This window comes from Streptomyces sp. NPDC127097 (assembly GCF_042724075.1).
In the GTDB taxonomy this organism is placed as follows: Bacteria; Actinomycetota; Actinomycetes; order Streptomycetales; family Streptomycetaceae; genus Streptomyces.
This window is the reverse complement of sequence record NZ_JBHXFI010000036.1, coordinates 16,186-43,169: the sequence shown is the minus strand read 5'-3', so window position 1 is coordinate 43,169 and position 26,984 is coordinate 16,186. Positions and strand designations below refer to the sequence as shown.

Here is a 26,984-nt window from a genome sequence, read left to right as displayed (position 1 = left end):
GGCGGCGCCTACTCGTTGTTGAACTCCTCCAGCACCGTCGCGCCCAGTTCGCGCACGATCAGGTCGTGTCCGCTGAGCGCGGAGTCCACGAGATCGGCGTCGTCCTCGGCCGGCATGTCGTACTCGATCGAGGTCGGCGGGGGCTCCGGCGCGCGGTACGAGGACTCCGCCGCGGGCGCGCTCTGCCCGCCGCCCCCGGACGACGGGGCGGAGACGGCCTCCCGGGCCATCCGCGCACCCTGGCTCCCGCCACCGCCGCCATTACCGCCGCTGTTGCCGTCCTGTCCGTACTGGCCGCCGGACGACGGGGACGCCGACGGGCCGCTCTGCTGGGGCGGGGGCTGCGGCGCGCTCTGTTGCGGCGCGGCGGGCGCACCGCCGCCGAAGCCGCCGCCCCCGCCGCCGCGGGGGCCACCACCGGCCGCGGGACCGGCGCCGCCCGACGGGTCGACGATCGCCTCGACCCGCCACTGCACCTGGAACCGCTCGGCCAGCACGTCCTTGAGGACGTCCTCGCTGCCGCCGTTGGCGAAGCTGTCGCGGGCACCGGCATTGGGGAAGCCGATCTGGAGCGTGGTGCCGTCGAAGCCGGAGACCTGGGCATTCTGGCTCAGCAGGATCCAGGTGAAACGGCGGCGGTCCTTCACCGCTTCCAGGATGTCCGGCCACATCTGCCGCACCTGGGCGGCACCCTGCGCCGCCCCCGGGGCCGCGGCGGCCGCCGGCGGCTGAGGGGACGCGGGCGCGGCCGCCCCGGCCGGCGGTCCGGACGCGGCCGGCGGCGCGGGGGCCGCACTCTGCGGCGCCTGCCCGCCCTGCCCCGGCGCCACGGCCGTGGGCCAGCCACCGGGCTGGCGTCCGGCACCACCGCCATTGCCGGGCGTGGGGGCGCCGCCGGTGGCGTTACCCGCGCTGCCCGCACCGCCCGCGCTGCCGGGCCAGGCGCCCGGCCGGGGGGCCGCTGCCTCACTGCTCTGGGCGCCTTGGCCGCTTTGGCCGCCCTGGTTGCCCTGTGGGGCGTCCGCCGGGGCGCCGCCGGGGCCCTTGCCCGTGCTCCCGGGCCAGGCACCGGGCCGGGGGGCCGCTGCCTCGCCGGCCTGGGCGCCCTGAGTGCCCTGGCCGCCGTGCGGAGCGTCCGCCGGGCCGCCTTGGGGCGCGCCCGCGCCACCGCTGTCGCTTTGCTGCTGCTGCCCGCCACCGTGCGCGCCCACCGGCCCGCCGGACGCCCCGGCACCAGCCGTCGGCGCCGCCGTCGGAGCGGCAGCCGGAGCCCCTGCCCCACCGGCCGACCCGCCACTCACCGCGCCCCGCACCGCGGCCCGCGCGGCGGCCGGGCCGGACGGTCCCGCCGGCATCGGCGGATGGGCCTCCGGCCCCGGCACATAACCGGCCGCGGGCCCGCCACCGGACGCCACCACGGGCGGCGCCCCGAGCCCGGGGCCACCCCCGGAGCCCGCACCGCCGCCCATGCCGCCGGCCCCGCCCAGCAGCGCCGCGCCCGCACCGCGCTCCAGACGGTCGAGCCGCGCCTGCACCGACCGCTCGTCGTCGTACGCCGCGGGCAGCAGCACCCGGGCACAGATCAGCTCCAGCTGGAGCCGCGGCGAGGTCGCCCCGCGCATCTCCGTCAGACCCGCATTGACCAGGTCGGCGGCCCGGCTCAGCTCGGCCGCCCCGAAGACGGACGCCTGCGCCGTCATCCGCTCCACGACATCCACGGGGGCGTCGATCAGCCCCTTCTCCCCCGCGTCCGGCACGGCCGCCAGGATCACCAGATCCCGCAGCCGCTCCAACAGATCGGCGACGAACCTCCGAGGATCATTACCGCCCTCGATGACCCGCTCCACGACCTCGAAGGCCGCCGCGCCGTCCCCCGCGGCGAACGCCTCCACGATCGAATCCAACAGCGACCCGTCGGTGTACCCGAGCAGCGCCGTCGCCATGGCATACGTCACACCGTCCGCACCGGCACCGGCGAGCAGCTGGTCCATCACGGACATCGAGTCCCGCACCGAACCGGCCCCGGCCCGCACCACCAGCGGCAGCACCCCGTCCTCGACCGGGATGTCCTCCCGCCCGCACACCTCGGCGAGGTACTCCCGCAAGGTCCCCGGCGGCACCAGGCGGAACGGATAGTGATGCGTACGCGACCGGATCGTCCCGATGACCTTCTCGGGCTCGGTCGTCGCGAAGATGAACTTCAGATGCTCCGGCGGCTCCTCGACGACCTTCAGCAGGGCGTTGAAGCCCGCGGAGGTCACCATGTGCGCCTCATCGATGATGTAGATCTTGTAGCGGCTGCTGGCCGGCCCGAAGAACGCCTTCTCCCGCAGCTCACGGGCGTCGTCCACACCACCGTGCGACGCCGCGTCGATCTCGATCACATCGATGGATCCCCGGCCGTTCCTGGCCAGGTCCACACACGACTGGCACTTTCCACAGGGTGTGGGGGTGGGACCTTCCTCACAGTTGAGGCAGCGCGCCAGGATCCGCGCGCTCGTCGTCTTGCCGCAGCCGCGCGGGCCACTGAACAAATAGGCGTGGTTGACCCGGTTGTTCCGCAGAGCCTGCTGGAGCGGATCGGTCACGTGCTCTTGCCCGATGACCTCGGCGAAGGTCTCGGGCCGGTAGCGGCGGTACAGCGCAAGGGACGACACGCATACGACGATATCGGGCCGCACTGACAACCGACGGGGCCCCGCAAACGCAAGCGCCCCCCACGCACCCGCCAGAGCCGACCTACCCTTGCTGCCTTCCGGCCCTGGGGGAGTTCAGTCAGATAGCGCCACGTGAGGGGCTGCGCACCAGAGTAGCGGATCCCCCACCCAAGAAACGAACCCGACCCCGCCCCCGGCCCACTCCCCACCCCTCGCGATCCCCTCCCAAGGATCATGGTCGCGAGCACTCCCCAACGTCTTGTATTGTTTGCGGCGGAGGATTCGCCTAGTGGCCTAGGGCGCACGCTTGGAAAGCGTGTTGGGGGCAACCCCTCACGAGTTCGAATCTCGTATCCTCCGCCAGTGCTCTCACCGGGCACAACGTTGAAGGGCCTCACCGCTTACGGTGGGGCCCTTCGCGGTTCCCGGGATCCCCGCCGCGTGACGAGCATCCCGAAGCAGCCGTTTCCCGACGTGGAAGTCGGCGCCCGGACCGAGCGGACCTCCGGCACCACCCAGGAGGCCGGCCCGCTCGGACAGACCGCCCGCCCTCCTGGCGCTAGCTTCAGCCACCGGCGAACCGGGCCCTCAGCCCCATCGCTTCGCGAATTCAGCCCCTTCCAGTAGATCGCCTGCCCGCACGACGGGATCCTCGATCCCCATTTCCTCCATCACGTCCGGGACGAAGGACACGTACCTTCCCCTCACCTTTGTGACACGGCAAGGGAATCGTCCCGCTCACACCAGCCCCGCCGCCTTTGCCGCGTCAAAGCCGAGGAGAACTGCCACCGTCTGTAGCGGAATGGGCTGGGAGAGCCACTGCGAAAGTCGCCTCGCGTGAGAGTTCACCCGGTTTCCTCCCGCGGCCCGGCACATTCGTCGGGCTCCCCCTCGGACGCCTGGGGCGTATCCGGGGCGAGGAACTCATCCAAGATCCCCAGTCCGCCGGTCGACGCGGAGCCTCGTCGATACCTTCGCGGCTGACTTCCGCAAGTAGGGGACGACGAAGTACAACGCACGCAACTGGCTGCGGCGAGCCAAGCTCAGCGCGCGGGGACGCGTCAACTCCCGTTTCGGGTGGGGAAATCGGTGTAACGGCGGACTGACTTCTCGAGGGAAAGGGAAGACGTCGAAATGCGGCGCGGTGGGGCGCGGGAAAGCGGATGGTCGCTGATGTTGCCGAGTGGTTATCGAATCGCAGGCAGAAGGGTGGTTTCACTTACTCGGCCGCGGCAACCACGAAGACATGAACAACACCCACGAACCCATGCCCGCAAACCACTCCTCTGACGGCTATGGACACAACCGGCCCGGTCTCGGCGCAAATCGGGCTGCGCTGATCATCCACACGATCGGGGATGTGGCCGCCGGCTTCCTGGGCCTGTGGATACTGCTGTACCTGCTCGAAGCGAACCAGGGAAATGTCTTCGTCGAATTCGTCCATGGCGTGGCTGACGCGCTCGCCTGGTGGTCGCAGGACATCTTCACCATGGACGGCGAAGGGGTGCGGGTATTCCTCAATTACGGTCTGCCTGCGGGGCTTTACCTGCTGCTGGGGCATGGGATCGCCGCTCGGGTTCGTCGCATCTGACCGGATTCCGCCACCAGGTGGGCTTGAGGGGTCCGTGATCGGACCGGGCGGAGGCGGAAGCAGAAGCGAAAGCGGAGGCGGAGGCGGAGGCGGAAGCAGAGGCGATTGCCGAGGCGGATGCGGCGCGGGCGCGGGCCCCCGGGGTGGGGCGACTTCCCTGGGGGGAGCCGCTCGTTCGCGTTTTTCGGCTGCTGCCTAGCATGATGGCGTGATGTCCAGCCGCCCGTTCGTTCCGCCACGGGCCGCCGCACGGCGGTGGCGTGTGTGGTGTGTGCTGGGGCTGCTCGCGGGGCTGCTGGGTATGCACGGGCTCGGCCCTGCCGTCGCCGCGCCGTCGTCCGCGCACGAGCACCGGATGACCATGGCGCCCGTGGTGGCCACGGTCCAGGCGCACTGCCCCGGAGACGGTGACTGCGGTGACACCGGACATGTCCATCACGCGGACTCGACCTGTGCGTCCGCTGCGCTGCACGCAGCGCCCGCGCCACCGGCGCTGACTCCCTCGCTCGACCGCCCCGTTCAGCCCGCCGGCGCGGTCGGCGTGGGCGCACCGAACAAGCGGGACGGCGGGCGGGCGCCGCCCGATCTGGCCGAACTCCAACTCCTGCGGATCTAGGAACACCCCGACGGCACGGACGTCCCGCTCAAGGGCGCGGTGCCGCCGTTCGGCATGTTCCGATACCGCTGCTTTTTCCAGGAGTTCAGCCAGTCATGAGCAGGTTCAAGACCAACCGTTCCCACCGTTCGTTCACGCGTCGCCTCGCAGTCGTGGCGGCTACCGCCGCCTCCGCGGTGGTGCTGGCCGCCTGTGGCGGCAAGGACAGCGGCGGCCCGTCCGCCCACCACTCCCCGTCGAAGTCCGGCTCCGCGGCCGGCGCCTCGGCCGGCGCGCACAATGCGGCCGATGTGGCGTTCGCGAAGGGGATGATTCCGCACCACCGGCAGGCCGTGGAGATGGCCGGCCTGGCCGCCGGCCGGGCCTCGTCGAGCCAGGTGAAGGAACTCGCCGCCAAGATCAAGCAAGCCCAGGCCCCGGAGATCAAGACCATGTCCGGGTGGCTGACGGCCTGGGGCGAGCAGGTGCCGGAGGAGATGCCCGGCATGGATCACATGGATCACTCGGGCATGCCCGGGATGATGAGCGCCAAGGAGATGGCCGCGCTGAAGAAGAAGTCCGGCAAGGGCTTCGACACGGCCTTCATGGAGATGATGGTCGGGCATCACCGGGGCGCGGTGAAGATGGCGGGCACCGAGAAGGAGAAGGGTGCCTACGGCCCGGCGAAGACGCTGGCCGACGCCGTCATCAAGGCCCAGGAGGCGGAGATCGCGCGGATGAACGGGCTGTTGGGGAAGGAGAAGGGGTGAGCCGCCCGCCACTTCCGCGGCAGCCGGTAACTACTAGTGCGGCCGCCGGCAGCTAGCCGGTGCCGCCTGACCGTTGTCCGTCGGCCCGTCGGCCCCCCGTGCAGACGGCGGGCCGACGGGCGACAGTCAGGCATCGGCGGCGGAGTGCGGAGTGCGGAGTGCGGAGTCGCCTCAAGGCGGCGGCCCACCCGGTGACGCACCACCCGGAGGCGGCCCACCCGGCGGTGCCCCCCGGAGCGTGGCCAGCCGACGGCGGTACTCCTCTTCGTCGATCTCACCGCGGGCGTACCGCTCCGCGAGGATCTGTTCGGCGGCCGGTCCGCCGCGGGTCACCGGGGGCTCGGCGCGGGTGGGGGCCGAGTGGCCCAGGGCGCGGACGATCAGCAGGGCGATGACGAAGAGCAGCGCCAGGAACAGGAAGATGCTGATCGACATCGCGAGCCAGGCCCACCCGCCGCCATGGCGTCCGTACCAACACAACATCGCCCTCCACCTCCCGCGCGACACGGGGTGCGGGCCCGGTGCCCGCAGGGGACCTCGGCTCCATGCCCTTCCATGGTCTCTCCATACGGGGCGGGGAGCCATGGGTGCGTCGCGCGACCCGGGACGCCGGGACTTCCGGCGTCCGGGGCGGTCGTCGTTCCGCGGACGGCAGCGCAGGGAAAGCGGGGTCCGAGGGCAAGGCGCCGCCGGCGCCGGCTGCCGTGGGTGCTCGCCGTCACCGCCGGTCTGCGGACCGGCAAGCTCCGCACCGCCATCAACGTCCCGGCTCCTGACGGCAGTTATCCACTCACCTCCGCCAAGCGTCTGACCCGTACGGGCTTCCCGGCCGCTGATCCGGTCGTCAGCGAGCGGAGCCGCCCGGCGCCGGAGGTACCGACTCCTCCGCTTCCTCGTGCTCGACGGCTGCGTTCACTGCCTCGGGGGGCATGGCGAGTCGTACTGCGGTGTAGTGGATGGCCAGGCTGAAGACGATCACGATGACCAGGTCCCACCAGTCGGGGAGTCCGTTGGTGCCGCCGTAGCGGCCGAAGCGGGCGATGAGGATCATGCCGCACAGCCAGGGCCACACCCACAGGGCGGAGCGGGCGCGCAGGCCGCTGCGTTCGGCGGCCGGGATGCCGCGGCGGGTGAGGGCGAGGAAGACGAAGCCGAGGAGGGCGGCGATGCCGAGTTTCCAGTCCGCCTCGAAGCCGGACCAGTAGAAGATCAAGTTGGCGAAGACGAAGCCCAGGGGGGCCATGACCGGTCCGGCGGGCAGTCGGTAGGGGCGGTTGCGGTCGCCGTCCCGGATGCGGAGGGCGTGCAGGGACACGGGGGCGAACGCGTACATGATCGCTGCGGCCGAGGTGACCAGGCCCACCAGGGCCTGCCAGCTGGGGAACGGCAGGAAGGCGAGCTCGCCGACCACGAAGGCGAGGAGGGTCGAGATGACGGGGACCTGGCTGCGGCCGACCTGGGTGAGGGGCCGGGGCAGCACCCGCTCGCGTCCCATGGCGTAGGAGAGGCGCGCGGCGCCCGCCATGTAGACGAGGCCGGTGCCGGCCGGGGAGATGACGGCGTCGACGTAGAGGATGGTCGCCAGCCAGCCGGCGCCGACGGCGGTGGCCAGGGTGGCGTAGGGGCCGAAGTTGCCCGCCCCGACGGGGTTGTCCCAGCTGCGGGCGAGCGCGCTGGGGTCCAGGGCGGCGATGAAGGCGATCTGGAGGAGCAGGTAGAGCGCGGTGCCGACGGCCATGGCCACGACCACCGCCCGGGAGATGTCGCGCTGGGGATTGCGGGCCTCACCGGCCAGCTGGATGGCCTGCTCGAAGCCGAGCAGCGCGAACACCACTCCGGCGGGCAGGGCCGCGAAGACCCCGTGCGCGCCGTGTGGGGCGAAGCCGCCGCCGGCGGTGAAGTTCGCGCTGTGGAAGGACAGCGTCATCAGGACGATGACGGTCAGCAGGGGTACGGCCGTCTTGAACACGGCGGTGACCGAGTTGATCCCGGCCATCAGCCGGACTCCGAGGACGTTGATCAACGTGAAGATCATCATGAAGACGGTGCCGATCACCAGGCCCGGGGTGGTGAGGGTGCCGTTGGGGTGCAGCATCTGCACCCGGTCGTGGATCCAGCCGATGCGGTCCAGGTAGGAGAGCGTGGCCTCGACCTCGATGGGGGAGATCAGCACCGACCGCAGCCAGGACATCCAGCCCGCGGTGAAGCCGGTCAGCGGGCCGAAGGCGAAGAACGGGAACCGGGCGGTGCCGCCCGCGATCGGGTAGGTGGCGCCCAGTTCCGCGTGGGCCAGCGCGAGCACGGCGAGCATCGCGGAGGCGAGCACCCAGGAGATCAGCGAGGCCGGACCGGCGATGACGGCGGTGGTGAGCGCGCCCAGCAGCCAGCCGGAGCCGATGATCGACCCCAGGGAGAGGAACATCAGCCCCCAGAATCCGACCGCCCGGCGCAGATGACGGCCACCGCCCGCGCTCTCGCTCCCCGCTACGGCTGCCTTGCTCACGCGCGCTCCTGGTTCACCGGGCCGGCTTCGTCCTGGGACGCGGGCCCCGCGCTGCCGGCGCGCGGCGCGTCGCCCGTGTACGGAGAGTAAACGCGTAGCGGCGCGTCAGGTTCCGGTTTGGGCGGTGAGTTCCCTCGTCGGGCCGTGTGGGCCGGTGTCGGCGGGCGGGCCCGGTGCCGGGCAGGCGGCCCGCGGTGCCGAGCGGGCGGCCCAGTGCCGAGCGGGCGGCCCGGTGCCGGGCAGGCGTGCGCCTATGGGGCGGTGACGGGCGTACGGGCGCAGTGCGGCGGGGTGGCGACGGGTCCGTACAAGCCCTCGCCCCGTGGAAATCGCGGCCGTGAGCGGGACCCCGGCGGGGTGCCGGCGCGACGCCGCTTTTGGTTACCGCCAGTGACTGCGTGACGGGTGGGCCAGGGGCTGCGGCGAGCCGTTGTGGGGCGGGGGGTGGGCGTGGAACAGGGTGGCGTACAGGCCGTGGCGGGCGAGGAGTTGGGCGTGGGTGCCGGATTCCACCAGGAGTCCCTCGTCCAGGACCAGGATGCGGTCGGCGTCTGTGGCGAGGTCGAGGTCGTGCGTGATCACGATGGTGGTGCGGCCCTCGGCGAGGCGTCGCAGGGGCCCGAGGATGCGCTGGGTGGCGAGGGTGTCCAGGCCGGTGGTGGGCTCGTCGAGGACGAGTACGGGGGCGTCGCGCAGCATGGCCCGCGCGATGGCGACGCGCTGGAGCTGGCCGCCGGAGAGCCGGGAGGTGCCGGGCGCGATGACGGTCTCGTAGCCGTCGGGGAGGGCGTCGATGAACACCTCGGCGTCGGCGGCGCGGGCGGCGCGGACGACATCGCCGTGGGTCACGTCGTCGCGCCCGCAGGCGATGTTCTCCTCCACGGTGTCGTGCAGGACGAGGGTCTCCTGGGGCAGCAGGGTGATGTTGCGGCGGAGCCGGGCCAGCGGCATCCGGTTCACGGGGACGCCGTCGAGCCGGATGCTGCCGGCGTCCGGGTCGTAGAACCGCAGCAGCAGGGCGGCGAGCGTCGACTTGCCCGCGCCGCTGGGCCCGGTGATCACCACCAGTTCCCCGGGCACCGCGCTGAACGAGAAGTCCTGGAGGACCTCCCGTTCGCTGCCGGGGTAGTGGAAGTGCACCCGGCAGGCTTCCACCGCGCCGACCGCGCGGCTCGGCGCCGGGACGACGGTGGCGGGGTCCGGGTCGGTGACGGCGGGGCGGGCGTCGAGGATCTCCAGCAGCCGCTCGGACCCGGCGGTGGCCTCGGTGACCGTCAGCCCCAGTTGGCCGAGGTCGCGGATCGGCGGGTAGAGGTAGCCGACGAAGGCGGCGAAGGCCAGCAGCTCGCCGAGCGTCATCCGGCCCGCGGAGATCTCCCACGCGCCGAGGCCGATGATCGCCAGGACGCAGAGCGTTTCGAGGACCTCGACGATCTGCTCGTACAGCTCGTTGAGGCGGGCGCTGGTCACCGACGCCCGCAGCCAGCTGCGGGCCTCGCGGCGGAGCCGTTCCTGCTCGTCGCGCTGCCGGTTGTAAGCCTGGGTCAGGACGACATTGACCAGCCCTTCCTCGACCACCGAGGTGATGGCGCCGTCGGCCGCGCGCTCCCGTCGGGAGACCTCCTTGACCCGGCCGGTGAAACGGCGGGTGGCGATCCAGAAGAGCGGGGCCAGGGCGAAGGTGACCAGGGCCATGTCCCAGCGCAGCCAGAACGCGGCGCCGGCGTAGAAGATGACGCCGAATACGGCCGTGGCCGCCTGGACCAGCCCGGTGACCACCAGTTGCTCGATGGCGTCCACATCGCCCGTCATCCGCTCGACCAGGTCACCGCGGCGGTTGCGCTGGAAGAAGTGCGGCGGCAGCTTCTGGAGGTGGGCGAAGACGCGGGCCCGCAGCCGCATCACGAAGCGCTCGGCCGTCCATGCGGCGAGCGAGTTGCCCAGATACCCCACCACCCCGCCGGTGACGGCCACGCCCAGCCACAGACCGGCCGGTGCCCAGAAGGCGCTGACCGAGCCCTTCTGAAGGGCGTTGTCGGTGAGGTTGGCGAAGACCAGGATGGCCACGGTCTCCGCGAACGCGGCCAGGATGGCGCTCAGACAGACCAGGAGGATCCAGCGCCGGTCGCCCCGGGTCAGCGGCCAGAAGCGCCGCACGGATTCCTTGAACCCCACCCGTCTGGTGCGGATCGGGGCAGCCGCTACGAGACCGCTTCCCAGGACCCGGTCCGCACCGGGCTCCAGGGGCGGTTGCGCGGCGGTCCGCGGTCCGGCCGCGGAGAGGACGGACGCGTCACCGTCCTCCTTCGACACGGACGCCCCCTGTCCCACAGGCGGTGGCTCCGTGCCGGGTTGAGGCGACGCTGCACGGCGCTCCGGGCGCCGGCGTGAGCTGCGAAGGTGCATGGTCGCTACGTCATATCGTCGCTGCTCGGGCGGTTGACCGGGACCGGAAAGGGGCCCCTCACACCAACGAGGCGGACCCGCGCGGTACGCGAGCCTGCCTCGGACTCAGGTTTTCGAGTCAGTGGTGACGACGCCTGCGCAGATACCTGCGTCCACGCCTCCTGCGGCGCCGACGGCGGCCGTGGTCGTGGTCGTAATCGTCGTCGTGCCTACGCCTTCTCGGGAAGACATTCCGGAAGCTCATTCTCGCCTCCTAGGATTTTGTTCCTTGTTATCGAACCGTTACCAGTTCGACAACTCCCAAGCTACGACGCTCACCTGTCTCCAACAAGCTGATTTGCGTGAAAATTCAGACATAAGCCAAGATTCTTAGTGAACATGGCAAAGCGTGCTGAATCATCACTCTCCGCATACCGTGGAAGGAGAGCGCGACAGGCCGGTCCGGGCGCCCGCGGCAAGGCCCCCGCCGAGCCCGCCCGAGCGCCGCTGACCGGCACCGTCGCCATCGGTCAGGTCGCGCTGAGCGCCACCGTCGGATGCAGCCGGGAGGCCCGTACGGCCGGATAGAGGCCGGCGACGACCCCGATGACGAGAGTGGCGCCCAGACCGCCGGCCAGGGACCAGGGCGGTACGACGGTGGTCCACCCCTGCGCGCGGGCGAAGGTGAAGGTGGCGGCGGCGCCGAGGGCCGCGCCCGCCAGCCCGCCGAGCGCCGACAACAACAGCGACTCGGTGAGGAATTGAATCCGGATCGCGCCGCGCGTCGCGCCCAGGGCCCGGCGCAGCCCGATCTCCTGGCGGCGTTCCAGCACCGAGATCACCATGGTGTTGGCCACGCCCACCCCGCCGACGAGCAGCGCCACCGCGCCCAGGCCGAGCATCAGCGAGGTCAGCCCCTTGTCGGTGGCGGCCTTGGCGGCGAGGGCGTCGGAGGGCCGGGAGACCTTCACCCCGCTCTCGTTGCCCGGAGCGACGGTACGGGCCAGCACCCCCTGGACCGCCTCGACCGAGGCGTCCGTGGAGCGCTCGAAGACCGTGGTCGGATGGCCGTCGAAGCCCAAGTAGCGCTCGGCGGAGGGGTATCCGACCAGGGCGATCCGGTCCAGGGTCGGCACCAGCTCGACCGGGGCGAGGAGGCCGGTGACGACGTACCAGCGGTCGTTCAGCAGGATCTTGGCGCCGGGTGCGGTGACCCCGAGGCGGTCGGCGGCCACCGAGCCCAGCACGACCGTGGGCAGGCGTTCACTGGCGCGGTTCAGCCAGCTGCCTTGGGCGACCCGGGCGTTGAGGGCGTCGAGCAGATCGGGGCGGGCGGCCTGGACGGTGACGCCGGACGCCAGCTCCTCCGGGACGGCGTCGCTGCGCCGCACCCGGGCGTCGACCGCGCCGGTGGCGGTGGCGTGCTGGACCGGGCCGATCCGTTCGACCATCGCCACCGCGCTCTTGGAGAGTTTGATCTCGTCGCCCAGCGCGTCCCGGCCCGCCTCGGCGGTGAGCAGATTGGTGCCGAGCCGGTCCAGCCGGTCCAGCAGATCAGCGCGGCTGGAGGTGGACAGCCCGATCACCGCGACCATCGTGGCGATCCCGATCGCGATGCCCAGGGCGGACAGCACGACCCGGGTACGGCGGCTGCGCAGGCCCTCGGCGCCGACCCGCAGCACATCGGCCGGGGAGAGCCGGGCCGCGCGGAGCGCGGGGCCGGTCATCGGGTCACCTCCTCGGTGGGCTCCGCCGGGGAGCCGGGTGCGGCCGGGGCGGCACCGGAGTCGTCGACGATCTCGCCGTCGCGGAAGCGGATCCGGCGGGGCAGCGAGTCGGCGATCTCGTGGTCGTGGGTGATCACGCAGACCGTCCGGCCGGCCGCGTGCAGCTCGCGGATGAGGCTCATCACCCGCGCGCCGGAGGCGGTGTCCAGCGCGCCGGTCGGTTCGTCCGCGAGCAGCAGATCGGGTTCGCCGACCAGCGCGCGGGCGATCGCCACCCGCTGCTTCTCACCGCCCGAGAGCTGGTGGGCGAGGTGGCCGATACGGTGCCCGAGCCCCACCTCTTCCAGGGCCGTACGGGCGCGCGCCCGGCGCTCGCGCAGGCCCGTGCCGCCGTACAGCAGCCCGTCGGCGACGTTGTCCTGGGCGCTGCGGCCGGGGGCGAGGTGGAAGTGCTGGAAGACGAAGCCGATGTGCCGGGCGCGCAGCGCGGAGAGCTGGGCGTCGGACAGCCGGCTCACGTCGTACCCGGCCACCCGCACCTCGCCCGAGGTGGCCCGGTCGAGGGTGCCCAGGAGGTTGAGCAGGGTGGACTTGCCGGAGCCGGACGGGCCGACGATGGCGGCCAGTTCGCCGCGCGCCACCCGGAGGTCCACGCCGCGCAGGGCGTGCACCCCGCCCGGGTACGTCTTGGTGGCCGCCCGCAGTTCGATCACGGCTGGGGTCATTGCTCGGCCGTCCCGACCTTCATGCCCGCGCGCAGACCGGCACCGCTGACCTCGATCCGGCCGTCGGCCGACAGCCCCGCCTCGACCCGCACCGTGCGCTTCGTGCCGCCCTCGACCAGGTCCAGCCCGTAGCCGCCCTCGCGCAGCGCGACGAGCGCCTCGACCGGAACCGTCAGCACGTCCTTGCGGCTCTCGCTGACGAACTTCACGCTCAGCGTGCCCTGCCGGTCCTTCTCGCGGAGCTCCCCGCCGCCGTCGAGGGTGATCTCGACCTCGACGCCACCGTCGCGGGACGAGCCGCCGGAGGCGGCACCGGCACCCTCGGCGTCCCCGGAGCCCTCGGGGACCGCGGTCCCGCTGACCTTGCCGCGCCGGGTGCCGCCGCTGGGCAACGAGATCTCCACCGCGGTGTCCTTGGCGGCCAGCGCCCGGTCGGCCTCGTCGAGCGAGGCCCGCACGACGGGCTTGGTGGACGCGACCGTCAGGACCGTCTTGTCCGGGGCGATCCCGTCGGCGAGGGCGGCATCGGCGGAGACCACCCGCACGGGGCCGCGCTGGAAGACGACGTCTCCCTTGCCGACCTCTCCGTCGGCCTCGGTCACGCCGAGGGACTTCTGCCACGCCTTGACGGCCGCCTTGGTTGCCGCGTCGAAGCGGATGTCCACATACAGGCCGGAGCCGAAGCCCAGATCGCGCAGGTTGCGCTCCAGTTGGAGGACGTCCGGGCCGCGGTCGCCGGTCTTCATCGTGCGGAACATCGGTGTCGCGCCGTAGAGGAGCACCACCGGGCGGGCGTCGCGCTCGTACAGCCGCCGGCCGAGCGCGACGGTCCGGCCCACCTCGGCGGCCTTGGTGACGGTGCCCGCCACGGGGGACTTCACCGCCCGGCGCTGCGCGTAGTCCAGCCGTCCGTCGACGGTCTTGCTCTGGACGAGGTCGGTCCGGGTGATCTCGGTGGTGCGGGCCGGTGCCTTCGCCTTACGGGCGCCGGCCGCGGTGTCCTTGCCCGGGCCGGTGGCGATCATGACGCCGGCGGTCACGGCGGTCGCGGTGACCGCGGCCGCCACCGCGATCCCCCACCGGCGGCGCTTTCGTGGCTCGCTCACTGCATGCCGTCCAGGCCGTCGAGCAGCTTGTCCTTGCACGCCTGGCGGGCCTGCTTGTAGGCGGGCGAGTCCTGCGAGATCTCCGGCGAGGCGGGGTTGGGGTCACCGCCGGGGATGACATTGCCGTCCTGGAGCTGCGGGTTGGTGAACTTCGATACGCCGTTGGCCCGCATGCACTTGGCGTGCGCGAGCATCGACTCGTATTCCTTCTGGGTGTCGCGGCGCGGCTCCAGCTTCGATGCCTTCATCATGTCGCTCGTGCAGACGCCGCCCGCACCGCCCTTGAAGATCTCGTTCTTGCCGGTCCGCTGCACGAGGTCGTCGATCTTCGCCCAGTCGAGATAGCCGCTCAGCTTGGGATCGGGGAAGTCCTTGTCGACCTCCTTGCGCATGCACTGGACGTACTTCATCTGGGCGTCGTAGAAAGCGCTCTTGCCCTGGGCCCCGCCGCCGGGGGACGCGTCGCCGCCGTCCTTGGAGCGGCTGGTGGCGGGGGCGTCGCTGACGGAGGCGACCCCGTCGTCGGACGGCTCGGTGCCACCGCAGGCGGTGGTCAGGGCGAGGACGGGGACGGCGAGCAGCAGCGCGAGGCGTGCGGCACGGGAGCGGGGGCGGCGCCAGGGGCCGGTCTTCTGCGTCATGCGGCCAATTTCCGGGCCGGAGTTGGTGGCCGCTCCATCGCCGCATGATGAGGACGTAACAATGCCGCCGGATCCGATTTCCGCCCTGTGGATAACTCCTGAGCTGCACAAACCCTCGCCCATAATCGGCTTTATGCCTCATGTGCTGCTGATCGAGGACGACACCTCCGTACGCGACGGAATGGAGCTGGTGCTGCGCCGGCACGGCCATGAGGTCGATGCCGTCGGCACCGGCGAGGCGGGCCTGGAGCTGCTGTCCCGCCCGCGGGCCGGGGGCATCGAGATCGCGGTGGTCGACTTGATGCTGCCCGGTATCGACGGCTTCGAGGTCTGCCGCCGCATCCGCGGCCGGAGCCAGTTGCCGATCATCATGCTCACCTCCCGCGGCGACGATCTGGACGTGGTCAGCGGGCTGGAGGCGGGGGCCGACGACTATGTGGTCAAGCCGATCACCGGCCGGGTGCTGGAGGCCCGTATCCGGGCGGCGCTGCGCCGGGCCGGCCCGGTGGCCCGCACGGACACCGACGACTTCGCCGGACTCGTCATCGACCGGGCCGGCCTGAGCGTCACCAAGCACGGCACCCCGGTCCCCCTTCCGCCCACGGAACTGCGGCTGTTGCTGGAGCTGTCGGCCGCCCCCGGCCGGGTCTTCAGCCGGGAGCAGCTCCTGGCCTCCGTCTGGGAGCACGACTTCCTGGGCGACTCCCGGCTGGTGGACGCGGCGGTCGGGCGGCTGCGCGCCAAGCTGGAGGATCTCCCCGGCAAGCCGCGCTACATCCAGACGGTGCGCGGATTCGGCTACCGCTTCGGGCCGGTGTGAGCGATGCGGATGAGGACGAGGAGCCGGGGGAAGCCCGCCGCGACGGCGGCCGCGGGGGCCGCCGCGCGCGTGCGTTCGCGGCTTCCGCGGCTCGACGGGCTCCGCGGCCGGCTCGTCATCACCGTCGTCGTGGTCGCCCTGATCAGCACGGTCACGGCCACCGGGCGGGCGTACCAGGAATCGCGTGAGGCGGTCCTCAAGCGGGCGCAGAGCGCCGCCGTCGAGGATTTCCGCAGCCGCGTCGACCAGCTCGCGGCGGATCTCGACGTCCCCACCGACCCCCGCACCATGGCCCGGTTCGCCACCGATGTCTCGTCCGGCCTGCGCGGTGCGCTGGTCGTCGCCCAGTACCGCGACTACACCGCCTCCTCCGACCCGTCCGCCGACCACACCCGGATCACCCCCGAGCTGCGGGCGGCCGTGCGCACCCGGTCCCGGATCTCGCTCCAGCGGGTGGAGCACGGCGGGAAGCCCTGGCTGGTGCTCGGCGCCCCGGTCGGCCTGGACTCCGCCGGCCGGCGCGGCGGCTCCGGCCAGCTGTCCGGGGTCGAGATGTTCGCGGTGGTCTCCCTGGCGGAGGAGGAACGCGACACCGCCGATCTGGTGCGCAGTGTGCAGCACGGCCTGGCGCCCGTGGTGCTGCTGTCCGCCCTCCTGGCGCTGCTCGCGGCGCGCACGGTGCTGCGGCCGGTCCGCAAACTGGCGCGGGCCACCCGCAGGCTGGCCACCGGCGAGCTGAGCATCCGGGTCGAGGAGAAGGGCCGCGACGAACTGGCCGAACTCGCCCACACCTTCAACGAAACGGCCGGTGCGCTGGAGCACTCCGTGGGCGAACTGCGCGCGCAGGAGGCCCTGGCCCGCCGGTTCGTCGCCGATGTCTCCCATGAGCTGCGCACCCCGCTGGCGGCCATGACCATGGTCTCCAGCGTCCTGGAGGAGGACGCCGACCAGCTCACCCCCGATGCCGCGCACGCCGCCCGTACGGTCAGCGCGGAGACCGCCAGGCTGGCCCGGCTGGTCGACGACCTCATCGAGATATCCCGCTTCGACGCCCGCGCCGTGGCGCTCACGGTGCACGGGGTGGATCTGGCCGAGGCGGTGCGCGGCACGCTCGCGGCCCGCGGCTGGACCGACCGGGTCGAGGCCGATCTCCCGCCGGGCATACGGGCCCGGCTCGACCGCCGACGGCTCGATGTCATCATCGCCAACCTCGTCGGCAACGCCCTCCGGCACGGTGCCCCGCCGGTGACCGTCACCGTACGGGCGGCGGACGGGCAACTCACCCTCACGGTCGCGGATCACGGCCCGGGGCTGGCCCCCGAGGTCGCCCCGCATGTCTTCGACCGCTTCTACAAGGCCGACAGCGCCCGTACCCGCTCCGAGGGCAGCGGGCTGGGGATGGCCATCGCCCTGGAGAACGCCCGGCTGCACGGCGGCACGATCGAGCTCGCGCCCCCGGCGCCGGATATCGGCGCCGTCTTCGTCCTCCGCCTCCCCCACCGTACGGAATCCGCCTCATGACGCGTGCGCGCTCCGCCCTCATCTGCTGTCTGCTCGCCCTCGCCACCACGGGCTGCGGCATCCGTCCCACCGGCGTCACGGACGGCGGCACCGCCCCTTCGGGGATCTCGCAGGGCATGCGGATCTACTTCGCCTCCGACCGCGGTCCGCGCGGGGTGCCCCGGCCCGATGTGACGGTCGATCAACTCGACGACGCCTTCAAGCTGTTGGCCGACGGCCCGACGCCGGGCGAGCGGGACGAGGGGCTGACCGACGTCCTCCCGGACGGCGAATACCACGCCACCGCCCGCCGGGGCCATGTCACCGTCACCGCCCCGCGCCTCGCCGTCACCTCCCCCCAGGACCAGGGCACCGGCCAGTTGGTCTGCACCCTCGCCCGGGCCGAGGTCCTCCTCCACGGCACCCGTCCGGACAAGGTCCAGGTGAGCATCGTCGGCGAGCAGGGACGCGCCGGGCCGTACCAGTGCCAGCAGTTCCTGGGGCGCTGAGCCCCGGGCCGGAGCTCTGGGCCTCGCTCCGGCTGATCGGCACCTGACGGGCCCCGCCTGCCTCAGGAGCGCATGTCCGCCTCGCTTGTACGCCTCGCTCATGCGCCCCCGGGCCCGCTCGTCCGCCTCACGACCGCTTGGTCCGCATCAGGAACAGGCCCACCCCCGACCCGATCACCACGACCCCGCTGCCGACGCTGACCAGCACCTGCTGCACCCCGTCGAAGGCGAAGCTGGTGGCGACGTTGAAGAGCAGGGCGAGCACGAGCACGCACCAGAGCAGGGCCTTCATGGGAGTTCTTCCTTCCGGAGGGTCACCCGCCGCACCGAGCCGCGGCGGATATCGCTGCGACCCAGACTGCTCGCCGCCGGCCGCCGGTTCGAGGGAGCGCCCTCCCGAATGCGGGGTGTAGCGCGCTACACCCCGGCAGGGGAGCGCACCCGCCCGCGCCCCGGGTGACGGTCCCTTAGCCTGAGCCCCATGGGGGAGACGGTGCGGCGGGCGGGGCGGGCCACGGCCCAGCTGATGACGGCGGGCGGGCTGGCGCTGCTGTCGTATCTCTTCCTCGGGCTGCTGTTGTTCACCGCCGTGGTGACGGTCATCGTGGTCGGCGCGGGTGTGCTGCCCGAGACGGTGCTGCTGCTGCGCAGGATGGCCGGGTTCAAGCGGCGGCGGGTGGCGGCCTGGTCGGGGGTGCCGGTGCCGGAGGCGTATCTGTCGCTCGACGGGCAGCTGTCCACGCGGGTGCGTACCGCGCTCGCGGACCCCGGCACCTATCGGGATCTGCGCTGGCTCGCCGCCCACTTCGGCTACGGCTGGCTGCTGGCGTATCTCGCACTGCCGCTGTGGGCCGTCGGGCTGCTCATCGACGGGGTGTGGTGCGGGCTGCTGCGGCGCCGGGCCGTCGTCCTGCCGCTGATCGGGCGCCTCGCCGACCTCGACGCGGCCTGGTCGCACGCGCTGCTGCGGCCGTCGCCGGACAGCGGGCACCGGGCCCGGCTCGCCGAGCGGGTCGAGGAGCTGACCGTGACCCGGGCCGGCGCCGTCGCCGCGCACGGCGCCGAACTGCGCCGTATCGAACGGGATCTGCACGACGGCACCCAGGCCCGGCTGGTGGCACTCTCCATGCGGGTGGGGCTGGCCCGGCGGGCCTACGACAAGGACCCCGAGGCGGCCCGCACACTCCTCGACGACGCGCAGAACCAGGCCGAGGAGGCGCTCACCGAGCTGCGCCAGGTGGTCCGCGGCATCCATCCGCCGATCCTCACCGACCGGGGCCTGGTGGGGGCGGTACGGGCGCTCGCGGCGAGCAGCGGCCTGGAGGTGACGGTGTGCGAGGAGGAGCTGGCGGAGGGCCCGCGCGCACCGGCGGCGGTCGAGGCGGCCGCGTACTTCGTCGTCGCCGAGGCCCTGACCAACGCCGCCAAACACAGCGGGGCGGACCGGGCCCGGGTGGAACTGGCCCGCGGGCCCGGCGGGTTGACCCTGTCGGTACGGGACGAGGGCCGCGGCGGCGCGGAGACCGGCTCACCGGGGGCCTCGGGCGGCAGTGGGCTGCTCGGCATCCGGCGCCGGGTCGCGGCGCTCGACGGGACCGTGGAAGTGACCAGCCCCGCCGGGGGCCCGACCGTGATCGATGTGGAGCTGCCGTGCGTGTGGTGATCGCCGAGGACAACGCCCTGCTCAGGGAGGGGCTGGTGCTGCTGCTGAGCTCCGCCGGACACGAGGTGGCGGCGGTGGCGGCCAGCGGGCCCGAGGTGCTGCCCGCGCTCCTGGAACACCGCCCGGACGCCGCCGTGTTGGACGTCCGGATGCCGCCCGGCTTCCGCGACGAGGGGCTGCGGGCGGCGCTGGCGGCCCGCCGGGAGATCCCCGGGCTGCCGGTCCTCGTGCTGTCGCAGTACGTGGAGGAGGCGTACGCCGCGGAGTTGCTGGGCGGCGGCGCGAGCGGGGTCGGCTATCTGCTGAAGGACCGGGTCGGCCGGGTCGACGAGTTCCTGGACGCGCTGGAACGCGTCGCGGCGGGCGGCACCGCGCTGGACCCGGAAGTCGTCACGGAGCTGCTCACCCGGCGCCGGGACGACCCGCTCGACACGCTGACACCGCGCGAGCGCGAGGTGCTGCACCTGATGGCGGAGGGCCGGGACAACACCACCATCGCCCGGCTGCTGGTGGTGTCGGACCGGGCGGTCAGCAAGCACATCGGCAATGTCTTCGCGAAGCTGGGCCTGCCGGCCGGCGACAGCGGCCATCGACGGGTGCTGGCGGTGCTGGCGTATTTGAATGGGGGGTAGGGCGGGGGCGGGATGTGCCGTCCGCGGCCGCCCAGCCCACTCACCCGCGGCCACCCGGCCCGCTCACCCGGCGGCCGTCGCCCCCCTCACCCGCCCGTCCCCCCGCTCCCCGGATACCGACCCCGCAGCGCCGCCCGTGCCGGCAGCAGTGTCCCCGTGGCCGTCGTCGCGGCCACCACGGCGACGAGCACGACGGCCGGTGCGGGTGGCAGGTACGGCACCGTACGGGCCACGCCCAGGCTGAACGCCAGCAGCGGCACCGTGGCCACCGCGGCGCCCACGGCCAGGCCGGTCAGCGTCAGGGCCGCCGCCTCCAGCCGCAGCATCCGCCGCAGGGTGCGCCGCCCCGCCCCCGCCAGCCGCAGCAGCCGCAGCTCGGGGCGCCGGCCGAACGCGATCAGCGACAGGGTGCTGAGCACCGCGATCACCGTGAAGCCCCCGATCGCCGACACCGCCGCCACCGTGACCACTTCGGTGAGCGCCTGGTCCTCCGCCGCGACCCGTACCGGTGCGGGTGAGCTCTCCACCCGCGCACCCGGCACCGCCGCCGCCAGCGCCGCCGCGACCGCCGCGCGGTCACCGCCCGGTGCGACCGTGACCAGCACCCGTGCGCCGGCCGGCGGCGACCCGTGCCGCAGCAGCTCGTCCCGGGAGAAGAGGAAGTCCCCCAGGGCCGGCGACCGTTCGTAGACCGCGACGACCCGGAGCCGGGCCGGTGCCCCGTCGCCGAAGCGCAGATGCGCCGTCGCGCCGGGCCGCAGATCGAGCGAGCGCGCCCGGTCGGCACCGACCGCGACCGTGCCGGGCCGTAGTTCCCGTACCGTCCCCTCGCGCACCCCCGGGTCGAGGGTCCGCGTCAGCGCTTGCGGTGTGACGCCGAGGACCGGCAGCCGGTCGAGCCGGGGCTCGCCGGCCTCGCGCCGGGCCAGCACCACCGTGCCGGGCACCACGTCCGTCGCCGCCCGCACCCCCCGTATGCCGCGGATCCGTTCCAGGGCACCGGACGGCAGCCCGCCGTCCGCCCGTACCGCCAGACCGGCCCGCAGCGCCTCGCGGGCCTGCGCCGCCCCCGCGTGGGTGAGGGTCGCCCCCGCCGAGAGCTGGACGCCGATGAACGCGGTGACCAGCACGACGGGCGTCAGCGCGGCGCCCGAACGGCGGGCCGCGGCACGGCAGTTGGCGGCGGCGAGATAACCGGCCGGACCGCCGTACCTCCGCAGCGGCGCCCCCAGCACCCGCATCGCACCGTCCGCGATCCACGGCCCGAGCAGGGCACAGGCGCTCACCATCGTCACCGCCGCCGCCCCGGCCGCGGACCCGGCGGCCGCCCCGCTCTGGAGGGCCGCGGTGCCCGCCGAGCTGACGCCGGCGAACAGCAGCACCAACCCGGTGACCTTGCGGGCCGTGCCGGGCGCCGCCTCACGCAGCGCCTCCGCCGGCCGCAGCTTCGCCGCCCCGGCCCCGGCGAGCACCGCCGCGAGCCGCGCCATCAGGACGGTCACCGCGGCGCTGACCAGCGGCGCGGGCCACGCCCAGGGCGGGAGGGGGAGTTCGAGCCCGGCCGGCAGCGCCCCGCGCGCGTCCAGCACCCCGCGCAGCGCGAGATACGCCGGGACCGCGCCCACGGCCCCCACCAGCGCCGCACCGACCGCGACCCGCCCCACCTCCTTCCCCACCGCCCCGCGCAGCTGCCGCGGCGTCGCCCCGACCGCCCGCAACAGCCCCAGCTCACCGGCGCGTTGCCGCAGCGCCTGCACCACCGTCGACGACACCACCAGCAGGGCGGTCAGCACGACGGTGGCGGCCACCGAGCCGAGCAGCTCCAGGAGTCCCGCACGGGCCGGCCCGGCATCGAGGAACTCGGCGGCGCCGCGCCCGTTCCCGGTCAGCACGCGCAGCCCGGCCGCATCCCCGTCGGCCCGTGGTCCGACGCTCCGGACCCCCGCCGCGTCCAGCGCCGCCCGCACCCGGACGGCCAGCTGCTCCGTCGTCACACCGGGCCGGGCGAGCACCCCGACCGCGTCCAGGGAGCCCGGATGCCCGGCCAGGCGGCGGGCCTCGCCGTCCATGAAGTAGACGACGTCCCGCGGCCCGTCCGTGACACCGACGACGGTGTACGCCGTGTCGACGCCCCGCACCCGCAGCACCGTGCGCGCCCCGGACCGGCCCGCGCCGCCCACCACCACCTCATTCGCACGCCGCGGCGCACGGCCGTCCCGTAGGGCACGGGGCGCCAGCCGCGCGGCCGTCCAGGGCCGTCCGACGGCGGCGTGCCCGGCCCGCCCCACCGGGAACACCGCGTCGGCGACGGCCGCCCGCACCCCGGGCACCGCCCGCACCACACCGAGGGCGGCCGCCGGTACGCGCACCCGCTCGGTGAGCCCGGCCTCGGCGGTCTGGGGCCTGCTGCCCCACGGCGTGGCGGTGAAGCGGGTGTACTGGTCGCCGGCCACGACGAGCGGCGCCGCCACGTAGCGCGCCACCCGCGGATGCCCGAGCCCGGCCGCGGCGAGGGCGAGCGTGAGGGCGCCGAGCAGCAGGGAGGTGACGGCGAGCGCGGCGAAGACGGCGGCCCAGGCCCTGCGGTGCGTACGGGCGGCGCGGACGGCGAGGAACGTGGTCACCCTCATGCCGCCCGGCCCCCGTCCGGCGCCTCGTGCCGCGCGTGTCCGTCCCGCTCGTGCTCCTCGCCCCGCCCGCACCCGTCCCACGCGTGCCCCTCGCCCCGCCCGCACCCGTCCCGCTCGCGTCCCCCGTCCCGCTCCGCGCCCTCCCCCCTCCCCAAGTCCCGCATGATGCGGCCCACTTGTGCCACACCGGGTCGTGTCGCGCTCCCGACGATCCGTCCCCCGGTGAGGAAGACGGCCTCATCCGTCCAGGCCGCCGCGGCCGGATCGTGCGTGACCATGACGACGGTGTGGCCGTCCCGGTCGACGGCCCGGCGCAGCAGGGCGAGCACGTCCTGTGCGGCGGCCGGATCGAGGGACCCCGTGGGCTCGTCGGCGAAGACGATGTCGGGCCCGGTGACCAGCGCGCGGGCGATCGCGACCCGCTGGCACTGCCCGCCGGACAGCTCCGCCGGCGCGGCGTCCCCCCGCTCCCCCAGCCCGACGTCCGCGAGCCCCTGCCGCACCCGCTCCGTCCCGGGGGTACCGCCGAGCAGCAGCGGCAGTGCGACGTTCTCCGCGACGCTCAGCGAGGGCACGAGCTGGTGGGCCTGGAACACGAACCCGACGCGCTCGCGCCGCAGCCGGGTCAGCGCGGCCTCGGGGAGCGAGGACACCTCCGTACCGCCGATGCGCACCGTCCCCGCCGTCGGCCGGTCGAGCCCGGCGGCACATTGCAACAGGGTCGACTTCCCCGAGCCGGAAGGCCCCATGACCGCGAGGAACCGCCCCCGGGCCACCGCGAGATCGACGGGATGCAGGGCGACCGCCCCACGCCGGTACTCCCGGCCGACCCCCTCCAGGGTGAGCGCGTCGGACACCCCCTCCGCCCGCTCTGCGGTAGCCGTCACCACACCGCGCCGCCGCCGGAACATACGCACGCCCTCTCAATGGGTCGGATGGATCACCAGGCCACTGACGACGCTAGAAACGGCGGCGCGCGCGGAGGAGAGAGCACGGTCCCGTCTTCGTGGTGGAGCGCACTCCACCATGGACCGGGAGGGCGGGCGGACTACCCGGCGTACGAGCAACGCGGCGGTCCCGGAAAGGTTCACCGGAGCGGCTCCCAGGTGTCTCACGGCGGGGAGGTGAGAGGAGCCAGCGTGACGGGCCGCACCGCGTCGGCCGCCGCCGAGGCGCGCAGGAGCGCGGTCAGATCGTGGGGCTGTGCCGGCTCCGTCGTGGGAGCTGCCGCGGTGATGCGGTCCAGCCGGAAGCCGCGGCCGGCCTGCCGGGTGCGGCACCAGGCGATGAGGTACCACCTGCCGTTGGCGGTGAGCAGTCCGGCCGGTTCCACCACGCGGTCGCTCTCGTGTCCTGCCGCGTCGGTGTAGGACAGCCGCAGCACCGTGTGGGTGGTGAGGGCCTGTTCCACCGCGGTGCGGACCGTGGAGGGGGCGGGCGGGGGCAACGTGACGATCCGTGCGGCGAGTTCCTGTGCCGCTGCCGAGACGGGGCCGGACAGCGAGGCCGCGATCTTCTGGGCCGCCGTGCGGGCCGCCGCGGCATACGGGGCGGCGGCGTCGGCCGCAGCGAGGGCGACGGCCAGTGCCGAGGCTTCCTCGATGGTGAAGTGGATCGGGGGCAGGGTCATTTCCGGGTCGATCGACCAGCCGCCGCCTCGCCCCGGGGTGGTCCGTACCGGGACACCGGTCTCCATCAGCGCCTGGAGGTCGCGCTGCACCGTGCGCGTGCTCACCTCGCACCGCGCGGCGAGCGCCGCGACCGTCAGCGGCCGCGGCGCCGCCGCACGCAACTCTTCGACCAGCGCATAGAGCCGGGCAGTGCGGTTCATCCGGGTGACGCTACCGCCCCGTGGCGGACAGGAATTCCCGCTCGCGCCGCAGTTCCCGCTCGGTGATGGTCAGCGGGAAGAGGGTGAAGCCGTGCATGGCGCCGGCGACGACACCGAGTCGCACGGGCGCGCCGGCCGCCTGCCACCGCCCGGCCAGGAACAGCGAGTCGTCCAGCAGCGGATCTTCGGTGCCGACGACGATCCGCGCGGGCGGCAGACCGGCGAGGTCGGCGAAGAGCGGTGAGACGTCGGGATCGCGGCGTTGTTCCGGCCCCGTGCCGGGTGTGAACAGCTCGTAGGTCCGCCGCAGCGTGTCGGTGTTGCTCAGCAGCCGCCGTGATCCGAACGAGCGCTGGCTCGGCGTCATGGACAGGTCGTAGGGGCCGAAGAGCAGGTGGGCCGCCCGGAACGCGCCGGTGATGCCGTGCCGATCGCGCAGGCGCAGCAGCGTCACGACGGCGAGGTGGGCACCGGCCGATTCGCCCCCGATCAGCAGCCGTCGGGTGCCGAACTCGGTCGCGGCGTGCCGCACCAGCCACCGGGCGGCCGCTTCGCAGTCGTCGGGCCCGGCGGGGTACGGGTGTTCCGGCGCGAGGCGGTATTCCACGCTGACCACGGCCAGCCGGGCCTGCTCGGCGAGCCGCCACAGCCGCTCGTCCTGTCCGTCCGCGGCACCGAACGCCCAGCCGCCGCCGTGGAAGTGCAGGTACACGCCCGTCAGGTGGTCCGGCACGAAGACCCGTACCTTCACACCGCCCTCAATGACGCGGTCCTGGCCGTGCGGCAGTCTTACCGGTGGCGTGTCACCACCGAGCCGGTTGCGCCGAAGCGTGGCCAGCAGGGCTGCGTCCGGCGTTCCTTCGCGCGCCGGGCGGCTCGCGGCCGCGGTCTCGAATTGCTTGTTGAATGCCAGGGTCTCGGCGAGGCAGTCCTCATCGGTGAGCGTCATGCCGCCCACGCTCGCAGCGGTCCGCGACAACGCCCTGTCACCCTTTTCCGGTGAGGCCCGTCACACTCCTGTCCACGGCGTCAGACGGCAGGCGGCAGCACGGGGTTCAGGTCTCTCCCTCGCCGGTCCCCTCGGGCTGGCAGTCGGGGCACCACACCGTGCCGCGGCCCGCGAGACGCTTCCGGCACAGGGCCGTGCCGCAGCGCGGGCAGCTCGCCCCGGGGTCGTCGCGGTGTCCCGTGAGCCAGGAGCTGCGCGGCGGTACGCGGCCCGCGCGGACCGCCGAGCGCAGGGTGCGGCGCAGTTCCGTGTGCAGCCGGCCGTGTTCGCCGGCGGAGAGCGCACCGGCCCGTCGGGCGGGGTGCAGCCGGGCGCGCCACAGGATCTCGTCGACGAGCAGATTGCCCAGCCCGGCCAGTGCCGACTGGTCCATGAGGACCGACTTGAGGCTGCCGCGCCGCCCGGCGAGCACCGCCGCGAACCCCTTACGGGTCAGCGTCGCCGCGTCCGGCCCCTGGTCGCGCAGCATCCGGTCCAGCCCGGCCTCGTCGACCAGCCACAGGCCCTGGAGTTTGCGCTGGTCGCGGTAGCGCAGCTGGCGTCCGCCGGTCACCGTGAACACCACCCGGTCATGGGCGTGCGCCGGTTCGGCGGGGGTGGCGCACACCAGCTCCCCGGTCATCCCGAAGTGCAGCAGCACGGTGGGGCCGTCGGTGCGCGCGAGCAGCCACTTGCCGCGCCGCTCCGGCTCGGCGAACCGGCGGCCGGTCAGCTCCCGGCGCAGCCGCCCGGCGCTCACCCCGTGCAGCACGCCCGCGTCGTACACCTCGGTCCCCCGGATCCGCCTCCCCTGCGCACAGGAGGCCAGGATCCCCCGGAACGCCTCGACGTCGGGCAGCTCGGGCACGGCGTCACCCGCCGTTCCCCGGGGGCGCGGCGCCGGGCCCGAGGGCGCGCAGGCCCTGGAGGAGCAGCCCCAGCCCGAAGGCGAAGTGGGCCGTGAAATCCGTTCCGGCCACTACGGGCAACGCGGCGGCGAGATGGGGGTATTGCTCAGGGGTCACCGCCGCGCGCAGCCGTTCCGGGTCCGCCGGGCCGGCATCCGTGCCCTGGCGGGCGGCCTGCTCTTCGAGGGTGTGGCCGAGGGTGAAGCGGACGACCGTGAGGGCGGCCCGGCCCGCGTCATCGGCGGCGAAGCCCGCCTCGCGCAGGACGCCGATCAGGGCGTCGGCGAAGCCGAGGGTGTGCGCGCCGGTGGCATGCGTACCGGCGTAGACGCGGGCGCCGTCGCGGTGGCCGAGGAGGGCCGTACGCATCCGGTGGGCCAGTTCGGCCACCCGCTCGCTCCAGTCCGGCGACCGGAGCGGCCGGTCGGCACAGTCGGCCAGCAGCACCTCGGCCATCGCGGTCAGCAGCTCGTGCTTGGTGGCGAAGTAGCGGTAGAGGGCACCGGCCCGTACGTCCATGGCCTCGGCCAGCCGCCGCATGGTGAGCGCGTCCAGCCCCACCTCGTCCAGCAGCGCCAGGGCGACCTCGACGGTCCGCGCCTGGTCGAGCTTCGGGGGCCGGCCCCGCCCCGTGGTGGCGGGCCGGGTGCCGGAAGGGCCGGAAGGGCCGGGCGAGCTGGTCGGGCTGATCGGGCCGGGCGGGCTGGGGGTTGACGCGGCGCTCATGACTCTCAGTATAGTGAACAGCGTTCACGTGAACATTGTTCACTAAATAGCGGGCAGAAATGCGAGGAGGCAGCCGA

General features: G+C 73.6%; 23 protein-coding genes, 1 tRNA gene and 1 other RNA gene. 9 read left to right on the top strand and 16 right to left on the bottom strand.

Annotated elements, in window-relative coordinates; all coding sequences use genetic code 11:
• Positions 1–8 precede the first annotated feature (8 nt).
• Positions 9–2,657: a DNA polymerase III subunit gamma and tau gene (locus tag ACFWJW_RS24915; protein ID WP_387245443.1), complete on the bottom strand. Its 2,649-nt coding sequence runs from the start codon at positions 2,655–2,657 to the stop codon at positions 9–11.
• Between the two features lie 46 nt (positions 2,658–2,703).
• Positions 2,704–2,802, bottom strand: an RNA gene (gene ffs / locus ACFWJW_RS24910) — signal recognition particle sRNA small type.
• A 130-nt stretch (positions 2,803–2,932) separates the two neighbouring features.
• Between ffs and ACFWJW_RS24905 the strand changes: the two genes are divergently transcribed.
• The 4 genes from ACFWJW_RS24905 (at position 2,933) to ACFWJW_RS24890 (ending at position 5,613) form a co-directional block, all read left to right on the top strand.
• Positions 2,933–3,020 (top strand) — tRNA-Ser (locus ACFWJW_RS24905).
• 904 nt (positions 3,021–3,924) lie between these two features.
• Positions 3,925–4,248 carry a hypothetical protein gene (locus tag ACFWJW_RS24900; protein ID WP_387245537.1) on the top strand — a complete coding sequence of 108 codons (324 nt, stop codon included), beginning with the start codon at positions 3,925–3,927 and terminating at the stop codon, positions 4,246–4,248.
• Between the two features lie 211 nt (positions 4,249–4,459).
• Positions 4,460–4,864, top strand: a complete 405-nt coding sequence (locus tag ACFWJW_RS24895) for a DUF6153 family protein (protein WP_387245440.1) — start codon at positions 4,460–4,462, stop codon at positions 4,862–4,864.
• A gap of 95 nt (positions 4,865–4,959) precedes the next feature.
• The gene (locus ACFWJW_RS24890; protein WP_387245437.1) at positions 4,960–5,613 is read left to right on the top strand and encodes a DUF305 domain-containing protein; all 654 of its coding nucleotides are present in this window, start codon (positions 4,960–4,962) and stop codon (positions 5,611–5,613) included.
• Positions 5,614–5,784: 171 nt separating this feature from the next.
• On the opposite strand, the gene ACFWJW_RS24885 is transcribed toward ACFWJW_RS24890, so the two are convergent.
• From ACFWJW_RS24885 to ACFWJW_RS24855, 7 genes are all read right to left on the bottom strand, one after another.
• The gene (locus ACFWJW_RS24885) at positions 5,785–6,096 is read right to left on the bottom strand and encodes an SHOCT domain-containing protein (RefSeq protein WP_387245434.1); all 312 of its coding nucleotides are present in this window, start codon (positions 6,094–6,096) and stop codon (positions 5,785–5,787) included.
• A gap of 361 nt (positions 6,097–6,457) precedes the next feature.
• Positions 6,458–8,116, bottom strand: a complete 1,659-nt coding sequence (locus tag ACFWJW_RS24880) for an APC family permease (RefSeq protein WP_387245431.1) — start codon at positions 8,114–8,116, stop codon at positions 6,458–6,460.
• A gap of 381 nt (positions 8,117–8,497) precedes the next feature.
• Positions 8,498–10,429 carry an ABC transporter ATP-binding protein gene (locus ACFWJW_RS24875; RefSeq protein ID WP_387245428.1) on the bottom strand — a complete coding sequence of 644 codons (1,932 nt, stop codon included), beginning with the start codon at positions 10,427–10,429 and terminating at the stop codon, positions 8,498–8,500.
• Positions 10,430–11,031: 602 nt separating this feature from the next.
• On the bottom strand, positions 11,032–12,228 hold the full coding sequence (locus ACFWJW_RS24870; RefSeq protein WP_387245425.1) for an ABC transporter permease: 1,197 nt from the start codon (positions 12,226–12,228) through the stop codon (positions 11,032–11,034).
• Complete coding sequence (locus ACFWJW_RS24865; protein ID WP_387245422.1) at positions 12,225–12,953, bottom strand: ABC transporter ATP-binding protein; 729 nt, start codon at positions 12,951–12,953, stop codon at positions 12,225–12,227. The genes ACFWJW_RS24870 and ACFWJW_RS24865 overlap by 4 nt, the downstream gene beginning before the upstream one ends.
• Positions 12,950–14,059: a peptidoglycan-binding protein gene (locus ACFWJW_RS24860; protein WP_387245419.1), complete on the bottom strand. Its 1,110-nt coding sequence runs from the start codon at positions 14,057–14,059 to the stop codon at positions 12,950–12,952. Before ACFWJW_RS24860 ends, ACFWJW_RS24865 begins: the two co-directional genes overlap by 4 nt.
• The gene (locus ACFWJW_RS24855; protein WP_387245416.1) at positions 14,056–14,700 is read right to left on the bottom strand and encodes a hypothetical protein; all 645 of its coding nucleotides are present in this window, start codon (positions 14,698–14,700) and stop codon (positions 14,056–14,058) included. Before ACFWJW_RS24855 ends, ACFWJW_RS24860 begins: the two co-directional genes overlap by 4 nt.
• A 133-nt stretch (positions 14,701–14,833) precedes the next feature.
• On the opposite strand from ACFWJW_RS24855, the gene ACFWJW_RS24850 reads away from it, so the two are divergent.
• The 3 genes from ACFWJW_RS24850 to ACFWJW_RS24840 are packed head-to-tail and all read left to right on the top strand — an operon-like array spanning position 14,834 to position 17,529.
• On the top strand, positions 14,834–15,520 hold the full coding sequence (locus ACFWJW_RS24850) for a winged helix-turn-helix domain-containing protein (protein ID WP_387245413.1): 687 nt from the start codon (positions 14,834–14,836) through the stop codon (positions 15,518–15,520).
• A gap of 3 nt (positions 15,521–15,523) precedes the next feature.
• The gene (locus ACFWJW_RS24845) at positions 15,524–17,041 is read left to right on the top strand and encodes an ATP-binding protein (RefSeq protein ID WP_387245410.1); all 1,518 of its coding nucleotides are present in this window, start codon (positions 15,524–15,526) and stop codon (positions 17,039–17,041) included.
• Positions 17,038–17,529, top strand: coding sequence for a hypothetical protein (locus ACFWJW_RS24840; protein WP_387245407.1), 492 nt, complete (start codon positions 17,038–17,040; stop codon positions 17,527–17,529). Before ACFWJW_RS24845 ends, ACFWJW_RS24840 begins: the two co-directional genes overlap by 4 nt.
• Before the next feature lie 127 nt (positions 17,530–17,656).
• Here the strand turns inward: ACFWJW_RS24840 and ACFWJW_RS24835 are convergent, their stop codons facing one another.
• The gene (locus ACFWJW_RS24835) at positions 17,657–17,821 is read right to left on the bottom strand and encodes a hypothetical protein (RefSeq protein ID WP_387245404.1); all 165 of its coding nucleotides are present in this window, start codon (positions 17,819–17,821) and stop codon (positions 17,657–17,659) included.
• Positions 17,822–18,010: 189 nt separating this feature from the next.
• Here ACFWJW_RS24835 and ACFWJW_RS24830 point away from each other — a divergent pair, with 189 nt between their 5' ends.
• Positions 18,011–19,192, top strand: coding sequence for a histidine kinase (locus ACFWJW_RS24830; protein ID WP_387245401.1), 1,182 nt, complete (start codon positions 18,011–18,013; stop codon positions 19,190–19,192).
• Positions 19,180–19,824: a response regulator gene (locus ACFWJW_RS24825; RefSeq protein ID WP_387245398.1), complete on the top strand. Its 645-nt coding sequence runs from the start codon at positions 19,180–19,182 to the stop codon at positions 19,822–19,824. Before ACFWJW_RS24830 ends, ACFWJW_RS24825 begins: the two co-directional genes overlap by 13 nt.
• 86 nt (positions 19,825–19,910) lie before the next feature.
• Here ACFWJW_RS24825 and ACFWJW_RS24820 read toward each other — a convergent pair whose 3' ends face one another.
• From ACFWJW_RS24820 to ACFWJW_RS24795, 6 genes are all read right to left on the bottom strand, one after another.
• A complete protein-coding gene (locus ACFWJW_RS24820; protein ID WP_387245395.1) occupies positions 19,911–22,454 on the bottom strand; it encodes an FtsX-like permease family protein in 2,544 nt (847 codons plus the stop codon).
• Complete coding sequence (locus ACFWJW_RS24815) at positions 22,451–23,365, bottom strand: ABC transporter ATP-binding protein (RefSeq protein WP_387245534.1); 915 nt, start codon at positions 23,363–23,365, stop codon at positions 22,451–22,453. The genes ACFWJW_RS24820 and ACFWJW_RS24815 overlap by 4 nt, the downstream gene beginning before the upstream one ends.
• Positions 23,366–23,565: 200 nt before the next feature.
• On the bottom strand, positions 23,566–24,285 hold the full coding sequence (locus ACFWJW_RS24810) for a helix-turn-helix transcriptional regulator (RefSeq protein ID WP_387245392.1): 720 nt from the start codon (positions 24,283–24,285) through the stop codon (positions 23,566–23,568).
• A gap of 10 nt (positions 24,286–24,295) precedes the next feature.
• Positions 24,296–25,234, bottom strand: a complete 939-nt coding sequence (locus tag ACFWJW_RS24805) for an alpha/beta hydrolase (protein ID WP_387245390.1) — start codon at positions 25,232–25,234, stop codon at positions 24,296–24,298.
• A 106-nt stretch (positions 25,235–25,340) separates the two neighbouring features.
• Positions 25,341–26,141, bottom strand: a complete 801-nt coding sequence (locus tag ACFWJW_RS24800; protein WP_387245387.1) for an Fpg/Nei family DNA glycosylase — start codon at positions 26,139–26,141, stop codon at positions 25,341–25,343.
• 4 nt (positions 26,142–26,145) lie between these two features.
• Entirely contained in the window at positions 26,146–26,907 is a 762-nt protein-coding gene (locus tag ACFWJW_RS24795; RefSeq protein ID WP_387245384.1) for a TetR/AcrR family transcriptional regulator, read from the bottom strand.
• Positions 26,908–26,984 lie beyond the last annotated feature (77 nt).

What these genes read in the sequence shown, in the direction of transcription:
- ACFWJW_RS24900 (WP_387245537.1), top strand. Translation starts at nt 3,925, where the DNA reads ATGCCCGCAAACCACTCCTCTGACGGCTATGGACACAACCGGCCCGGT.
- ACFWJW_RS24895 (WP_387245440.1), top strand. Translation starts at nt 4,460, where the DNA reads ATGTCCAGCCGCCCGTTCGTTCCGCCACGGGCCGCCGCACGGCGGTGG.
- ACFWJW_RS24890 (WP_387245437.1), top strand. Translation starts at nt 4,960, where the DNA reads ATGAGCAGGTTCAAGACCAACCGTTCCCACCGTTCGTTCACGCGTCGC.
- ACFWJW_RS24885 (WP_387245434.1), bottom strand. Translation starts at nt 6,096, where the DNA reads ATGTTGTGTTGGTACGGACGCCATGGCGGCGGGTGGGCCTGGCTCGCG.
- ACFWJW_RS24870 (WP_387245425.1), bottom strand. Translation starts at nt 12,228, where the DNA reads ATGACCGGCCCCGCGCTCCGCGCGGCCCGGCTCTCCCCGGCCGATGTG.
- ACFWJW_RS24865 (WP_387245422.1), bottom strand. Translation starts at nt 12,953, where the DNA reads ATGACCCCAGCCGTGATCGAACTGCGGGCGGCCACCAAGACGTACCCG.
- ACFWJW_RS24855 (WP_387245416.1), bottom strand. Translation starts at nt 14,700, where the DNA reads ATGACGCAGAAGACCGGCCCCTGGCGCCGCCCCCGCTCCCGTGCCGCA.
- ACFWJW_RS24850 (WP_387245413.1), top strand. Translation starts at nt 14,834, where the DNA reads ATGCCTCATGTGCTGCTGATCGAGGACGACACCTCCGTACGCGACGGA.
- ACFWJW_RS24845 (WP_387245410.1), top strand. Translation starts at nt 15,524, where the DNA reads ATGCGGATGAGGACGAGGAGCCGGGGGAAGCCCGCCGCGACGGCGGCC.
- ACFWJW_RS24840 (WP_387245407.1), top strand. Translation starts at nt 17,038, where the DNA reads ATGACGCGTGCGCGCTCCGCCCTCATCTGCTGTCTGCTCGCCCTCGCC.
- ACFWJW_RS24835 (WP_387245404.1), bottom strand. Translation starts at nt 17,821, where the DNA reads ATGAAGGCCCTGCTCTGGTGCGTGCTCGTGCTCGCCCTGCTCTTCAAC.
- ACFWJW_RS24830 (WP_387245401.1), top strand. Translation starts at nt 18,011, where the DNA reads ATGGGGGAGACGGTGCGGCGGGCGGGGCGGGCCACGGCCCAGCTGATG.
- ACFWJW_RS24820 (WP_387245395.1), bottom strand. Translation starts at nt 22,454, where the DNA reads ATGAGGGTGACCACGTTCCTCGCCGTCCGCGCCGCCCGTACGCACCGC.
- ACFWJW_RS24815 (WP_387245534.1), bottom strand. Translation starts at nt 23,365, where the DNA reads ATGTTCCGGCGGCGGCGCGGTGTGGTGACGGCTACCGCAGAGCGGGCG.
- ACFWJW_RS24810 (WP_387245392.1), bottom strand. Translation starts at nt 24,285, where the DNA reads ATGAACCGCACTGCCCGGCTCTATGCGCTGGTCGAAGAGTTGCGTGCG.
- ACFWJW_RS24805 (WP_387245390.1), bottom strand. Translation starts at nt 25,234, where the DNA reads ATGACGCTCACCGATGAGGACTGCCTCGCCGAGACCCTGGCATTCAAC.
- ACFWJW_RS24795 (WP_387245384.1), bottom strand. Translation starts at nt 26,907, where the DNA reads ATGAGCGCCGCGTCAACCCCCAGCCCGCCCGGCCCGATCAGCCCGACC.